Origin of the sequence: Pararobbsia alpina (assembly GCF_902859895.1) — a bacterium.
Classification (GTDB): Bacteria; Pseudomonadota; Gammaproteobacteria; order Burkholderiales; family Burkholderiaceae; genus Pararobbsia; species Pararobbsia alpina.
On the sequence record NZ_CADIKM010000047.1, the window covers coordinates 1 to 14,920 of the forward strand.

The 14,920-nt window shown below is 61.9% G+C and carries 11 protein-coding genes and 1 pseudogene; 6 read left to right on the forward strand and 6 right to left on the reverse strand.

Annotated elements, in window-relative coordinates:
• A pseudogene (locus tag HV670_RS30645) lies at positions 1–246 on the forward strand (hypothetical protein); the annotation flags it as partial.
• 81 nt (positions 247–327) lie between these two features.
• Positions 328–765 (forward strand): carboxymuconolactone decarboxylase family protein, encoded by a 438-nt coding sequence (locus HV670_RS25230; protein WP_175107735.1) that lies wholly within the window; start codon positions 328–330, stop codon positions 763–765.
• A gap of 85 nt (positions 766–850) precedes the next feature.
• Here HV670_RS25230 and HV670_RS25235 read toward each other — a convergent pair whose 3' ends face one another.
• Positions 851–1,297, reverse strand: coding sequence for an SRPBCC family protein (locus HV670_RS25235; RefSeq protein ID WP_175107736.1), 447 nt, complete (start codon positions 1,295–1,297; stop codon positions 851–853).
• A gap of 431 nt (positions 1,298–1,728) precedes the next feature.
• On the opposite strand from HV670_RS25235, the gene HV670_RS25240 reads away from it, so the two are divergent.
• The gene (locus HV670_RS25240) at positions 1,729–2,502 is read left to right on the forward strand and encodes a sulfite exporter TauE/SafE family protein (protein WP_246257935.1); all 774 of its coding nucleotides are present in this window, start codon (positions 1,729–1,731) and stop codon (positions 2,500–2,502) included.
• Positions 2,503–2,708: 206 nt separating this feature from the next.
• Here HV670_RS25240 and HV670_RS25245 read toward each other — a convergent pair whose 3' ends face one another.
• The 5 genes from HV670_RS25245 to HV670_RS25265 all read right to left on the reverse strand — a co-directional run bounded on the left by HV670_RS25245 (position 2,709) and on the right by HV670_RS25265 (position 8,250).
• Positions 2,709–3,362 (reverse strand): ANTAR domain-containing response regulator, encoded by a 654-nt coding sequence (locus tag HV670_RS25245; RefSeq protein WP_246257937.1) that lies wholly within the window; start codon positions 3,360–3,362, stop codon positions 2,709–2,711.
• Positions 3,363–4,517 carry a transporter substrate-binding domain-containing protein gene (locus HV670_RS25250; protein ID WP_175107738.1) on the reverse strand — a complete coding sequence of 385 codons (1,155 nt, stop codon included), beginning with the start codon at positions 4,515–4,517 and terminating at the stop codon, positions 3,363–3,365.
• 93 nt (positions 4,518–4,610) lie between these two features.
• On the reverse strand, positions 4,611–6,305 hold the full coding sequence (locus HV670_RS25255; protein ID WP_175107739.1) for a nitric oxide reductase activation protein NorD: 1,695 nt from the start codon (positions 6,303–6,305) through the stop codon (positions 4,611–4,613).
• Between the two features lie 76 nt (positions 6,306–6,381).
• The gene (locus tag HV670_RS25260; protein WP_175107740.1) at positions 6,382–7,191 is read right to left on the reverse strand and encodes a CbbQ/NirQ/NorQ/GpvN family protein; all 810 of its coding nucleotides are present in this window, start codon (positions 7,189–7,191) and stop codon (positions 6,382–6,384) included.
• A 21-nt stretch (positions 7,192–7,212) separates the two neighbouring features.
• The gene (locus tag HV670_RS25265; protein ID WP_175107741.1) at positions 7,213–8,250 is read right to left on the reverse strand and encodes an aliphatic amidase; all 1,038 of its coding nucleotides are present in this window, start codon (positions 8,248–8,250) and stop codon (positions 7,213–7,215) included.
• A 658-nt stretch (positions 8,251–8,908) separates the two neighbouring features.
• On the opposite strand from HV670_RS25265, the gene HV670_RS25270 reads away from it, so the two are divergent.
• Genes HV670_RS25270 through HV670_RS25280 form a run of 3 tightly spaced genes read left to right on the forward strand, consistent with a single transcriptional unit; the run spans position 8,909 to position 14,903 of the window.
• A complete protein-coding gene (locus tag HV670_RS25270; protein WP_175107742.1) occupies positions 8,909–12,121 on the forward strand; it encodes an efflux RND transporter permease subunit in 3,213 nt (1,070 codons plus the stop codon).
• A gap of 26 nt (positions 12,122–12,147) precedes the next feature.
• On the forward strand, positions 12,148–13,410 hold the full coding sequence (locus tag HV670_RS25275) for an efflux RND transporter periplasmic adaptor subunit (RefSeq protein WP_175107743.1): 1,263 nt from the start codon (positions 12,148–12,150) through the stop codon (positions 13,408–13,410).
• 29 nt (positions 13,411–13,439) lie between these two features.
• Complete coding sequence (locus HV670_RS25280; RefSeq protein WP_246257945.1) at positions 13,440–14,903, forward strand: efflux transporter outer membrane subunit; 1,464 nt, start codon at positions 13,440–13,442, stop codon at positions 14,901–14,903.
• The last annotated feature ends 17 nt before the right edge of the window (positions 14,904–14,920 follow it).

A 14,920-nucleotide genomic window follows, 5' to 3' on the forward strand; every position in this document is an offset into this window, starting at 1 on the left:
TTGTTCTTCGTCTTTTGCGCGCCTGAGGAGCTGCGCAACCTGAGCCTGCTCTACATCACCTTGACAGTACTTATCGCGTTCAATCTGAAGCGCTGGATCAGGGCGACAGAAGCCGCAACGCTCACTAGCGGGTCATCCTCAGAATCCTTGGCAGCAGGGTCGAATGAGAGCTCCCATCGCGCGACGCACGAGCGTGAACCATGGGGGCCGCCGCCGTACCGATATCCTGAAAATTCTCGGGATTGAGCATTTCAGAACGCTGGTGCCGCGCCTACTTTTGCTCATGTAATGCAATCAGACACATCAACTGAATTGGAGGAGTGGATCATGGAACCCCGTCTCGACTTCTACAAAGCCAACCCGCAGGTTATCAAGGCCCTCCTCGCACAGGAAGAACGCATAGGTAAAAGCGGCCTCGAGAAACCGCTGACTGAACTGGTCCGCCTGCGCGCATCGCAGATCAACGGATGCGCGTTCTGCGTGGACATGCATACGTCCGATGCCCGCAAGGGTGGTGAAACCGATCGCCGCCTCGCGACAGTGGTGGTGTGGCGCGAGACGCCGTTTTTCACCGATCGCGAACGCGCCGCACTCGAATGGACCGAGGCCCTCACGCTGGTGTCGGAAGATCACGTGCCCGATCACGTCTGGGAAGCCGTGAAGCCGCATTTCAGCGCGGAGGAACTGGTCGACCTGACCTTGGTGATCGCCACGATCAACAGCTGGAACCGCTTCTCGATTGCTTTTCGCAAGACCCCGGTTTGAGGCGGCAGCCATCCTCCTGCGCAGGCTATGGGCGTGCCGTCGTCCGCCATGGCTGCTCAAGCGTCTTGCTCGGGACCATCCTCCTTCATTGCCGAATCTCCGCTTCCACAAGCAAGGCGAGCGAGGCAAGCGAGTCCTGCCATCCGAGATAGCAGGACTCGAGAGGAATGACTTCGGGTATGCCTTCCTGCACCACATTGAGTTCGGTCCCGCAAGCCACGGGTCGCAGGGACACCGTTACCTGCATCACTCCCGGCAAGTTCGGGTCGTCGAACTTGTCCGTGTACCGAATGCGCTCGTGCGGCACCAACTCGAGATACTCCCCGCCGAAAAAGTGGCTATCGCCCGTGGTGAAATTCGTGAACGACATCCGATGGCCACCACCTACCTTGGCCTCCATCTGATGACTCCTGGCGGTAAACCCGTTTGGCGGAAGCCACTTCGCCAGGGCATCGGGGTCCAGGAAGGCGCGATAGATACGTTCGGGCGTGGAGCGGAGCACTCGGTGAAGGCGGACGGTGTGCGTAGACATGAATAGCTCCGAAAGCGGGGGGAGGCCCCAATCCGATACGACGAATGAAGCGGGGTGGAATCGACATCGTCGTCTCACCGGAACACACCCGCCCACCCTGTGCCCTTGGAGTCTTTCTTACCTAGCCAGCCGAGGGCCGCAATATCTGGTAAATTAATTAACAATCATTCTCATTTCTCCGGGCGTACTAAAAATGTAGCATCTCGTTAGCTCGCTTTTTGTGCACAGCCGGCTGCGGGCCACTCCGCCGAGGTTGTGGCACATGGTGATCCTCGTACGCGTCGGCGAGTCTTTGCATGCCGCCGAAGTGTCGCCCGTTGAAGTAAGGGCGCGCAGCGCATGCGGCTTACGCCTCGCGCGATCGCCGCGTCCACCGCCGCAGTGAGCGACACCACGGATGATGCAAACGCATCGGCATATATATTCACCACATGATTAGTACTGGTTTGATCAGCGACCCATGGTTCTACCTCCTGAGTATTCCGGCTCTCCTCCTTACGAACTTTTCGAAAGGGGGATTTGGGCTCGGGCTTGGCATCCTGGCCGTCCCACTGATGGCGCTCCGCTTGCCGGTGCCCGAGGTGGTGACCCTTCTTTTGCCGGTGCTTTGCCTGACTGATCTGATCACCCTCTGGGAGTATCGGGGGCAATGGAGTTGGCCGTTGCTGCGCGTCGCGGTCCCCGCGGCTCTCGTCGGGATAGGGTTCGGGGCCTTGGCAATTCATCATCTCCCGGAAACATGGCTGCGGCTCGGCATTGGCATCATCTCGATCGACTTTGTCCGTCGTCGCTGGTCGGGCTCTCGTCGCTCTGCGCAGGAGGATCGTGGTCCACGCCCGGCCGCTGGTGTGTTCTGGGGCGCCATCTCGGGCTTTACGAGCTTCTTGGCCAACGCGGGGGAACCGGCGCTGACTGTCTATTTATTGCCGCTCAAGCTGAGCAATCGCAGTTTCGCGGGCACGACTGCAGCGTTCTTCATGGTCGTCAACTTTGCAAAATTGATCAGCTTTTCCATGCTCGGCATGTTCACCCGTACGTCACTATTGACGAGCCTCATCCTCACCCCAATCGCGGTCTTGGGCATCTGGGCGGGTGTTCGGCTCAACCGCCGTCTGGACGCAACGCTCTTCTACAAGTGTTCCCACGTCATTCTGCTCGTGATCGGTAGCCGGTTGATCTACACGTCCCTCAAGGCCATCCTGTAGGGGAGTCGGTCCGTCGCGCTACGGATGGAATGCCGAGAAAGGGCTATGCGCACGTGGCCAGCCTCTTCACGACACATGTTCAAAGAACGGCACGCTTCGTTTCGGGACGTAGTGTGCCGTTTTTGGGTAAGGGCGAGAAAGGCCGCACGAGTGCCCCGCGGAAGATCGCAGGAAGCCGGCCCCGACGAAGAAACGGAGTCCTAAACCTACCGTCCCAGCGACAACACCTGGTCGGCCATGATGATCGCCGACGCGATCTCCTCGACCGACACTCGCTTGCCCATGGCCTGTTCCCGGATCGCCTTGTAAGCATCGAGCCTGCTCAGGCCGCGCTGCCGCCCAAGAATTTCCTGGGCTTCGGCGATCTTTCTCGCGCCCTCGACCCTTTCCTCGAGACGATTGACCCGTTTCTTCAGCCGTTTCAAATCGGCCGAAATCTGGCGTGCCAGTACCATCGCGCTCAACACGCCAAACGAGCGTACCGGCGAAGCGACGACCGCCTTCGCTCCGATGCGAAGCACGGCATCCATCATGGTGGGATTTTCGTAGTTGACGACGGCGATCACCGGCGGCGCATCCTCGCTATCGCACCACGCGAAATCGTGGCCGATCGTGTCCGGATACAAGCCGACGAACACGAGGTCACTGCCCGGTACGGGCTCGGCGAGCGGCGGCCAGAAGGTGTGCACCTGGCAACCGATGCGCTGGATCTGCTGGGTCAACAACGCGCCGTCGCGATCGTGCGGATGAAACACGCACACGTGCAATGAGCGCAGATCCCTCAGCCCTTGCGGACTCGCACGGGCCAATGTCTGCCTGGCTCGGGCGCTTTCGCCCATCGGTTCATCGTCGCTGCGCATTCAGCTCTCCACTGGACTCATGCGTAATGCCCAATCGCCGAGCGCATGCGTGACAAGATATGGATCGGGGTACACGACGTCGCGCGTTTCGCGCACGATCGTGAACTGGCCAGCCTCATTGGCCCGCCCGATACGAGGATTCAGATAGGTATGGTGATTCGACGGCTCGATGCGCACCCGACCCTGCGGCGCCTGGAAGCTCGCGCCGAGCAAATGCGGCATCAGGGCGTCGATATCGTCGCTGCCGCTCGCACGCATCGCGTTGGCGAACAGGTGTACCTGGAAGAACGCTGCTTCCCAGCAAGCATTCGGCGCCGCGCAATCGCCGAACCGGTCGCGAAAGCGTGTGAGACAGGCGTGGTTGACCGGGTTGTCGATCGACTGAAAGTACGGCGCCGAAGTGAAGTGGCCGGCGGCAATGTCCGCCCCCATCTGCGCGATCTCGACCTCGGTCGTCGTCAGGCTGCCGATCGGCAGCTTCGCCGGATCGAAGCCCGCGCGTGCATAAGCACGATAAAAATTCTGGGTCGCGTTGCCGACCACGGTCGAAAAGATGAAATCTGGCCGGACATTGCGAATGTCGGCAAGTATCTCTGCGAAGTCCCGTTCGCTTGCATCGAGCGGCACATACCGCTCTCCGGTTTTTTCGCCGCCCGATTGCTGGCTGACGAGGTCGGCCATGATCCGGTTCGACTCATATGGATAAATGTAGTTGGAACCGACCAGATACACGCGCGGCCCGAAGGTCGAGGTCATGAACTCGGCGAGCTGCACGCTGTTCTGGTTCGGTGCGGCACCCGTGTAGATCACGTGGTCGGAATACTCGAATCCCTCATACAGGGTCGAATAGAAGAGCAGCCGGTTCCAGCGCTCAACGATCGGAATGACCGCCTTGCGCGTGTTCGACATGTAGCAGCCGAAGATCACCTTGACGTTGTCACTGGTGATCAGCCGTTCCGCGAGCGCCGCATAGACGGCGCGTTCGGAGCCCGGGTCGTATCGGACCGGCACGATCTCGCGTCCGTTGATACCGCCGGCCTCGTTGATCAGCTCGATCGCGAACAGCGTGCCGAACAGCTGCGACGATTCGATCGACGACGTCGCCCCGGTTTCCGAATACAGCACGCCTACTTTGACAGGGTCCGTGTGTGCCACGATATTCAATCCTCAGCTCTTTGGGACCAGCGTGGGTCCCTTATGAACCATCGTAACGCAAGCCGCGGTCCGGAAATTATTGGCTGCGTTTAATTATGCCGCCAACCTTGCGAGCACGTGCTCGAGGACTGGGCCGAGTTGCATGCCGCGCGCGATCGTTGCGCTGTGGGTGCGCCCGAATATCGCTTCCACGGCTGTATGCGCCTCCGGATCGAGGCTGATGCAGTGCGTATGGATGCCTTGCATGGCAAGGCCATCGACCGCGTGACGGGCATCTTCGATCAGGTAGCGTGAGTCAAATACATCGATATCCGAAGGTTCTCCATCGGTAACGAGAACGATCGTCCTGGATTTCCCGGCCTCCCGGCTGAGGCAATGACCCGCATGACGCAATGCCGCTCCGAAGCGGGTTGACCAAGCGGGGCGCAGCGCGTGCAGGCGGCGGCGATGCGTTGCTTCGTAGGGCGTATCGAACTCCTTGAGGCGCACGTATCGCACCGCTGAGCGCCCATTCGAGGCGAACCCGTGTAGGGCAATTCGATGATGAATGCCGTCGAATGCCGCGATGATTCGCTCGGCGGCGTCTTTCTCGCAGTCGAGCAGACTCATCGACGTTCCTTCGACCGTGCGCTCGGTCGACGCAGAGAGGTCGAGGAGCACGAGCACCGACGTGTCGCGGGGCTGGCGCCCGGCCCGCGTGAAGACTCGCGGATCGGATTCATGCCCGGTGCGGTGGGCGATCACGTGCTCGATCATCGCGTCGAGGTCGAGTTCGTCACCGTCCATCTGGCGCTTGAGTCGGTGACCGGAAATGGTCTGGTGCCACTTCGGATGAGGCCGATTACGTACGTTTTGCAGCGGGACTTCGAAAGCGAGGGCCGGTGCGCTGCGCGGTGGGGCGCCCTCAACGACGGCGACCCAGTCTTCACGCAAGGTCTCGTTCTGGTAGTTCCATTCCGGGTAGTACAAGGTAACGTCTTCGGGATCGGTATCGAAACTGGTGCCCGAATCGTTTCCGTCGTTATCAGGTTGTGCCTCCTCGATCTCTTGGCGGCCGCCATCGTTGGCACGGGCGACCGTGACGGACTCCGAATCATCGAAAGCCCACAGAAAGGTATTGTCGTCGCGGTACGCAGGTACGATCTCGTAGTTGTGCACGTCGAAACGGACGCGCATCTGGCCGAGGTCGCTGGCGAGGATCGATGCCGCTTCCTCGAAGCGGTTGCTGTCATGGAGGTCCGTTCCGATCGCGTCGATCAGTGAACGCCCTTTGTGAACCCAATGAAGCGGGTCGCCGTATGTGGGGTCGTGCAGCGCAAACGACAGGCGTGCGGTCAGTGCGCTGAAGGTGAGTCCCTCGGCATGCAGCTGCGCACTCGCGTGGAGAAACCGGCCCCATAGCGCCCGCAATCCCGGATACTCGCGCATCATCAGGCGCTCGATCCTCACATCCTCGATCAGCGAAAGCATAGCCACGAGCAAAGGCTTGCGCTTGCCGACGGCTCGACCCGGAGCGGAATATCGAAGATGACCGATCGCGTGCGCGACCGTCGCGTCCGCGAGCAGGCGCGAATCTACCTCGAGCCCGATCGGCGGCAGGGTGATCGCTTCGGCCGTGACAGCCGCGCGATTCGGAATCGATACAGGGTTCTCCTCGTCGCCGTTGGCATGGATGAAATAGTCGGCTTGAATGTCGCGCAGGCCAAAGCCGCGTGCATAGAGAGACAGCGCGCCGGCTCCGATCTCAACGACACCGCCAGGCGCCGCAGCGCCAACGCGAGGGGCCACGCCCCTGGCGTCAGGGTGCCGCGCGCCGGTTGCGATTCCGGGCGTTCGCAGCCCGGACTCCGCTATCAACTCCTGTTCAAGGTCCAAAATGAGCCTCGACAAAACCATCGAGCGCGTGCAGCACGTCCTCGTCGTCGCTGATCGGCCGCGTCATCGCGATCCGGCATGAGGCATGAGGATCGATGCCGTGTGCGATCAAGCCTCCCGCGTGAACCACCATCCGCGTCGAGATGCCTTCTTCGATGCCTCGCCCGCGCAATTCACGCGACTGCCGCGCGATGCCGACCAGTCGCGAGGCGGTCTCGCGATCGACCCCACTCTCGCGCATCACGATCTCGACTTCGATCTCCGCATGCGGGTAGTGAAAATCGAGCGCACCGAAACGCTGCTTGGTCGACACCTTGAGATCCTTCGCGCTGCTCTGGTATCCCGGGTTGTACGACATCACCAGATGGAAATCCGGATGCGCGCGCACGAGCTCACCGCGCCTGTCGAGCGGCAGCGTGCGCCGGTCGTCGGCCAGCGGATGGATCACCACGGTCGTATCCGCGCGAGCCTCGACCACTTCGTCGAGATAGCAGATCGCGCCGAAGCGCACGGCCGTGGTGAGCGGCCCGTCATGCCAGACCGTGCCGTTCGCATCCAGCAGGAAACGCCCGACCAGGTCCGACGAGGTCAGATCTTCGTTACAGGCGACCGTGATCAGCGGCTTGCGCAGGCGCCACGCCATATGCTCGATAAACCGCGTCTTGCCGCAACCCGTCGGGCCTTTGAGGATCATCGGCATACGGCGCGCATAAGCGGCTTCGAACAGTTCGATTTCTCGGCCGGCCGGACGATAGTACGGCTCGGTCTCGAGCAGGTAAGGCTTGATACGTTCATTCATGACGGGGCGCTCGCCTTCGGTCTAGCGGTGAGTCGGCACTTCAGTCGGAATGCCCTCGATCGGGCACTCGGGTGTGCCGGGGGCCGAACGGGTGATCGCTTCGACCGCCTTGCGGGTGCCTTCGGGATCGCGGATCCAGTCGCCGTAGAACTGGAACGGACATGCCGCGACACCATTGACGCTGTCGCCCGAATTGATCGTGCCGGTGTAGCCGCGGTGAAGCAGCTTGTACAAATGGTTTTCCGACTGCATGTTCTTGCGCGCGTCGCGAATCAGGCTGACCGACAGCTCCGCATACTGGATGCCCATTTCCTCTTCACCGCATTCGCCGAGCGAGCGGCCGTCGAAGCCGACGATCGCCGAATGGCCGAAATAAGAATAGACCCCGTCCCAGCCCGTTGCATTGGCAACGGCAACATAGGTGTTGTTCATCCAGGCCATGGTCTTGGCCACCATCACCTGCTGTTCCTTGGCCGGGTACATATAACCCTGGCAGCGGACGATGAGTTCGGCGCCGCGCATCGCGCAGTCGCGCCAGATTTCCGGGTAATTGCCGTCGTCGCAGATGATCAGGCTGATCTTCATGCCCTTGGGACCTTCCGAGACATAGGTGCAGTCACCCGGATACCAGCCTTCGACCGGCACCCACGGCATGATCTTGCGGTACTTCTGCACGATCTCACCGTGGTTGTTCATCAGGATCAGCGTGTTGTACGGCGCCTTGTTCGGATGCTCTTCATGACGCTCGCCGGTCAGCGAAAATACACCCCAGACATTCGCTTTGCGGCATGCGTCCGCGAAAATCTCAGTCTCTGCCCCGGGGATCGTGGCCGCCGTTTCGTACATCTCCTTCGAGTCGTACATGATGCCGTGCGTCGAATACTCGGGGAAGACCACGAGGTCCATGCCAGGCAGGCCGCGTTTCATGCCGATCACCATCTCGGCGATCTTGCGCGCGTTCTCGAGCACTTCCGCCTTCGTATGCAGGCGGGGCATCTTGTAGTTGACTACCGCTACGCCGACGCAATCCTTGCTGCTTGAAATATCGCCATGTCGCATTACTGTTTCTCCGAAGTAAAAATGAAAAAAGCCCAGTCCAGACGGTGATCCGTCTGGACTGGGCTTTTTTGCCTGGCGCCTGGCCGACAATGTTGGCGGCGGGCACGAAAAAAGGTTACGTGGCTCTAGACTACGGCGCCAAAAAAAACGTTGTCAACAACAATCAAATACGGGTCTGATGAGCGGGAGCGACCACGCAATCGAACGGGTGTTCCGAAACAACACGTAACCGGGCGTTTCGTTTCCGAGGGTGCAGGACGGCCGCAGCAGGGCCAGGTCGAGGTCTGAGCCGCTTCGCCTGCGTAAATTCTAGTAAACAAAACTCGCCAGTCAAATCTCCGATTCCTCTCTTTACTGGCAGTTTTGCCATTTTCGTGCCATCTTTATGTTGGCGCCTGACCGCTACCATTGAGTCATGCTTCTCGGCAATGGACTCACTGCACGCTGGATATCGGATGGAGGCGCATCGGAAGTCCGGCCAAATCGATGAGGTTCGCCGCCCGTGACGTATTGCCGGGCGTTGGCACCGTCACCCGCTGACGCCGGTCTGACGGTCCCCGCCCAGCTTGCCGATGTGTCTGCCCGCGCCAGGAGCGGGGGCGCCTGAACGCAGCCGGCTGGCCCCTTCTCCATTCCTGCATCTACCGAGCTTGTCTCAATGTGGATTGTCAACGTTGCGCTGAAGCGGCCCTACACGTTCATCGTGATGGCCATCCTGATCCTGCTGGCGACGCCGTTCGTTTTGCTGAAGACGCCGGTGGACGTGCTGCCCGAAATCAACATTCCGGTCGTCAGCATCATCTGGAGCTATAGCGGCCTCTCCGCCGAAGACATGGCGAACCGCATCACCTCGACCAACGAGCGCAGTCTCACGACGACCGTCAACAACATCGAGCACATCGAGTCGCAGTCGCTGCAGGGGATCGCGATCATCAAGGTGTTCCTCCAGCCAACCGCGAACATCCAGACCGCGATCGCGCAGATCGTCGCGGTCGAACAGGCGCAACTCAAGCAGATGCCGCCCGGCGCGACACCGCCGCTGGTGATCAGCTACTCGGCCTCGAGTATTCCGGTGATCCAGCTCGGGCTGTCGAGCCCGCGGCTCTCGGAGCAGGACCTCAACGACACGGCACTCAACTTCCTGCGTCCGCAGCTCGTGACGATCCCGGGCGCCGCCGTGCCTTATCCCTATGGCGGCAAGTCGCGGCTGATCTCGGTCGACATCGATTCGCGCGCACTGCTTGCCAAGGGCCTCACGCCGACGGATGTCGTCAATGCGGTCAATGCGCAGAACCTGATCTTGCCGACCGGCACGGCCAAGATCGGCCCGAAGGAATACACGATCAATATGAACGGCTCGCCGTCGACGATCGAGGGCCTCAACGACATACCGGTGCGCACGATCAACGGCGCGACGACGTATCTGCGTGAAGTCGCGCACGTGCGCCAGGGCTTCTCGCCGCAAACCAATGTGGTGCGCCAGAACGGGCAGCGCGGCGTGCTGATATCGGTGCTCAAGAACGGCGACGCTTCGACGCTCGCCATCGTGGACTCGCTCAAGGCCATCCTGCCGGGCGCCCGCGCAACGCTGCCGGCGGATCTCAAGATCACGGCCCTGTTCGACCAGTCGGTGTTCGTGAAGGCGGCTGTCCAGGGCGTCGTGCACGAAGCCCTGATCGCCGCGGCGTTGACGGCCGCGATGATCCTGCTGTTCCTCGGCAACTGGCGCAGCACCTGCATCATCGCGGTTTCGATCCCGCTCTCGATCCTGACCTCGCTGATCGTGCTGCACGCGCTAGGCGAGACGATCAACATCATGACGCTCGGGGGACTCGCGCTCGCGGTCGGGATTCTCGTCGACGATGCGACCGTGACCATCGAGAACATCGAGCGGCACCTGCATCTGGGTACCGACCTGCACGAGGCCATCCTCGAAGGGGCTGGAGAAATCGCGGTGCCGGCGCTCGTCTCGACACTCTGTATCTGTATCGTGTTCGTGCCGATGTTCTTCCTGACGGGCGTCGCACGTTACCTGTTCGTGCCGCTCGCCGAAGCCGTCGTGTTCGCGATGCTTGCGTCGTACGTGCTCTCGCGGACCCTGGTTCCGACGCTCGCGATGCTGCTGATGGGCCATGCTCACCCGCCGAAGGAGGGCGCGCGGCCAAACCTGTTCATACGGCTCTATCACCGCTTCGATCGTGGCTTCGAGCGGATGCGCGCCGCCTACATCGTCGTGCTGAGCACGTTGCTGGTGCGCCGCCGCGTGTTTGCGGCCGGCTTCCTGGGATTCTGCGTGCTGTCGACCGGCCTGACGTTCGTGCTGGGCGAGGACTTCTTCCCGAGCGTCGACTCGGGCAATATCCGCATGCACTTCCGCGCGCCGACGGGTACGCGTATCGAGGAAACCGCGAAGCTTGCCGACCAGGTCGAGAAGGTCATACGCGAGGTCGTGCCGCCCGCGCAACTTGTCACGATCCTCGACAACCTGGGCCTGCCTTATAGCGGTATCAACCTGTCCTATAGCAACTCGGGCACGATCGGTACACTCGACGGCGAGATCCAGGTCGCCTTGAGCGCGGATCACAAGCCGACGCAAGGCTATATCGACAAGCTGCGTGCGATCCTGCCGCAGCGCTTTCCGGGCGTGGAGTTTTTCTTTCAGCCGGCTGATATCGTCACTCAGATCCTGAACTTCGGGTTGCCCGCGGCCGTCGACGTGCAGATCTCCGGCGCCGACCAGAAAGGTAATTTCGAAGTCGCCAGCGCGCTGATGAAGAAGGTGAGGCTGATTCCGGGCAACGTCGACACGCATATCCAGCAGAAACTCGACTTGCCGACCATCAACCTCCAGATGGACCGCACGCGGCTCCAGCAGCTCAACCTCAACGCCAACAACGTCTCGCAGAACCTGCTTGTCTCACTGTCGGGCAGCTCGCAGACTTCACCGGGTTTCTGGTTCAACAGCCAGAACGGTGTCGAGTACAACCTCGCGATCCAGACGCCGCAGTACCAGATTGCATCGATCGACGACCTGTTGCGCACACCGGTCTCGGCTGCGATCAACGGGCCCACGCAACTGCTTGGCAATCTCGTGCGCTTCGAGCCCGGCAGCCAGTTCGCGGTCGTCCAGCACTACAACATCCGGCCGGTGATCGACCTCTATGTCAGCGTTGAAGGGCGCGATCTCGGCGCGGTCGCGAAAGACGTCGACAAGCTGGTCGACGAGGTGCGTAAGACCCTGCCGCGCGGTAGCACGATCACCGTGCGCGGCCAGGTGGAGACCATGCGCAGTTCGTTCGTCGGGCTCGGCATCGGCGTGGCGATGGCCATCGTGCTCGTCTATTTGCTGATCGTCGTCAACTTCCAGTCGTGGGTCGATCCGCTGATCATCATTAGCGCCTTGCCGGCCGCGCTTGCCGGGATTGCGTGGATGCTGTTCCTGACCGGCACGCACTTGAGCGTGCCGGCGTTGACGGGCGCGATCATGACCATGGGGGTGGCGACGGCCAACAGTATTCTGATGGTTTCGTTCGCCCGGCAGCGTCTCTCGGCGGGGGTGTCGCCGCTGACGGCCGCGCTCGAGGCCGGCGCGAGCCGGATCCGGCCGGTGCTGATGACCGCCTTCGCGATGATCATCGGCATGATCCCGATGGCACTTGGCCTCGGCGAGGGCGCCGAGCAGAATGCACCGCTCGGCCGCGCCGTGATCGGTGGCTTGTTGTTTGCGACAGTATCGACGCTCTTTTTCGTGCCGCTGGTGTTCGCGGGGATTCACGGCCGGCTCAAGCGCCGCCGTGACCGCGAGGAAAAAGACCAGGGTCCGCATGGCGGCGGTGACACCACCGGTGCCGGCGAAGGGCAACACGCGTGATGCAAAGTACCTAATGGCTGACTGACATGACCGAGAAAACCCATGCTTCGCTGGCGATACCGCCAAGGGATCCAAACGAAGGGCGTGCCTTGCCCCCGCGCGGTCGAGAATGGAAGCGCACGAAGATCGTCATCGTGATCGTGCTCGTGGTGCTCGCCCTCGGTGCCCTGCGCACCGTCGTGTCGGACATCATGCAGAGCCACGCCGTGGCGGCGACGACTCAGGACAACGCGAAACAATATGTGAGCGTCGTCCTGCCCAAGCAGGTCGAGGCCAGCGGCAACACCGTACTACCGGGGACCTTACGCGGCTATGTCGAGTCGCCGATCTATGCGCGTGCGACCGGCTACCTGCTTCATTGGTATGTCGATATCGGCGCGCGCGTGAAGCAGGGGCAACTGCTTGCCGACCTCGATACACCCGAAATCGACCAGGAACTCGCCCAGGCCATCGCCCAGCGTGACCAGACCGGCGCGAGTCTCGGCCTCGCGAAGAGTTCGCTTGCGCGCTGGCAGCAATTGCGCCAGCGCGATGCGGTCTCGCAGCAGGAGCTCGATGAGCGCCAGAGCACGTACACGCAGGATGTCGCCAATCTGACGGCGGCGGAGGCCAATGTCGCACGCCTGCGCCAGCTCGAGTCGTTCAAGCGGATCACCGCGCCGTTCACCGGCGTGATCACCCAGCGCAACATCGATGTGGGCGATCTGATCGACGCAGGCAGTGGAACGAGCCGCGCGCTGTTCGCGCTTGCGCAGTCGGACCCGTTGCGCATCAATGTCCAGGTTCCCCAGGCTTATGCCGAAGGTATTGCCGAGGGCCAGACGGCTATCGTCACGCAGGCCGAGCTTCAGGGCCGCAAGTTCGAAGGCGTGATCACCCACGTCTCCGGCGCGATCGACGTGCCCACACGCTCGCTTGAAATTGAAGTCCGACTGCCGAATCCCGACGGCAAGCTCCGGCCGGGTGCTTATGTGCAGGTGGCCGTGCATGGGGAATCGCGTATGCGCCTGATGGTGCCGGGCAATGCGCTGCTCTTCCGTGCCGAAGGTCCGCAGGTCGCGGTGGTCGACGCGAACGGCAATGTGAAACTGCATACCATCACGATCGCGCAGGATCTCGGGCAGACGCTCGAAATTACCAGCGGGATCGCGCCGACCGACCGCGTCATCATCAACCCGAGCGACTCGGTGGCCGACGGCGATCATGTCGAGATCGCGGAACCGCAGAAAGCGGCGCCCGCGAATGCGGCGTCGTCGAAGGCCGCATCGAGCACCAAGGGGGTGTCGTGAAGCCCGCGCGTCGAATCGCTGCGGACCGCATCGCCGGGCTGCCCCTGAAGGCGACTGCCCTATTGTGCGCGGTCGCGTTGAGTGCGTGCACCGTGGGGCCCGACTACAAGCCGCCGCTGACCGACGCGCCGCCGACCTGGAAGACCGATTCGTACTGGCGCCTCGCCCAGCCTTCGCACGCGGCCGAGAATCTGGATTGGTGGAAGAGCTTCGACGAACCCGTGCTCGACGCGCTCGAGCAGCGGGCGCTTGCGCAGAACCAGACGCTGGCCGCCGCGATCGCGCACTACGATCAGGCAAGGGCGACGCTCGCGAATACCTCGGCGCAACGGATTCCCGAGATTGACCTGTCGGCTTCCGCGGCGCGCTCCAAAACCTCGGCCAACCGGCCGCTCGCCGAGTATGGGCAGGTACCCCAGTCGACCGTCCAGAACGATTTGCAGATCGGCCCGTCGATCAACTATGACACCGACCTGTTCGGCCGGATCCGGCGCCAAGTCGAGAGTGCGCGTGCGTCGGCCGACCAGTCGCGCGACGATCTGGCGAACGCACGGCTCGTGTTGAGCACGGATCTCGCCTCGGCCTATTTCTCATTGCGTGAACTCGACGCCGAGATCGATGTGTTGAATCGTTCCGTCGTGCTGCAACAGAAGGCGCTCGACTATGTGAACAACGAGCATGAGCTCGGTGTCGTGTCCGGGCTCGAGGTGCTCCAGCAGCAGGCGGAACTCGATGGGACACGTGTGCAGGCGCAGTTGCTGCTCAACCAGCGCGCTCAGTTCGAACACGTGATCGCCGCCTTGATCGGCGTGCCCGCACCGCAGTTCTCGATCGAGCCCAAGGTGGAAAGGGCCGCCGTGCCCTCGATCGCGATAGGTATACCGAGCGACCTGATGCAGCGGCGCCCCGATATCGCGTCGGCCGAACGTGCGATGGCTGCCGCGAATGCGCAGATCGGCGTGGCGAAGGCCGCGTTCTATCCGAGCCTTTCGCTGACGCCGGGTATCGGCTGGGAGAGCACCCAGTTCGCTGATCTGTTGAGCGCGCCGAGTCTGGTCTGGACCCTCGGCACGTTGGCGAGCCAGGTCGTCTTCGATGGTGGCCGGCGTCAGGCCAATGTCGATTTCGCGAGCGACCAGTACCGGGCGGCCGAGGCGACGTATCGGCAGACCGTGCTCAATGCGTTTCAGCAAGTTCAGGACGGTGTGACCGGCTTGTCCGTGCTCGACGGCGCGGCGAAGCAGTCGCGTGCGGCTGTCAGCGACGCACAGAAGTTGTTGTCGCTCGCCAATGACCGGTATTCGGGGGGACTCGTCGCCTATCTCGACGTGATCACTGCGCAGCAGACGCTGCTGACAAGTGAGCGGCAAGATGTCCAGATCCACGGTCAGCAGATGAACCTGTCGGTCTCACTGGTCAAGGCACTCGGCGGTGGCTGGGACGTCGGCGCGCCCGCGGTGGCTCAGAACCCGATGGCGAGTCGGCCGGACTGAGTGAATAGAACTAGTTG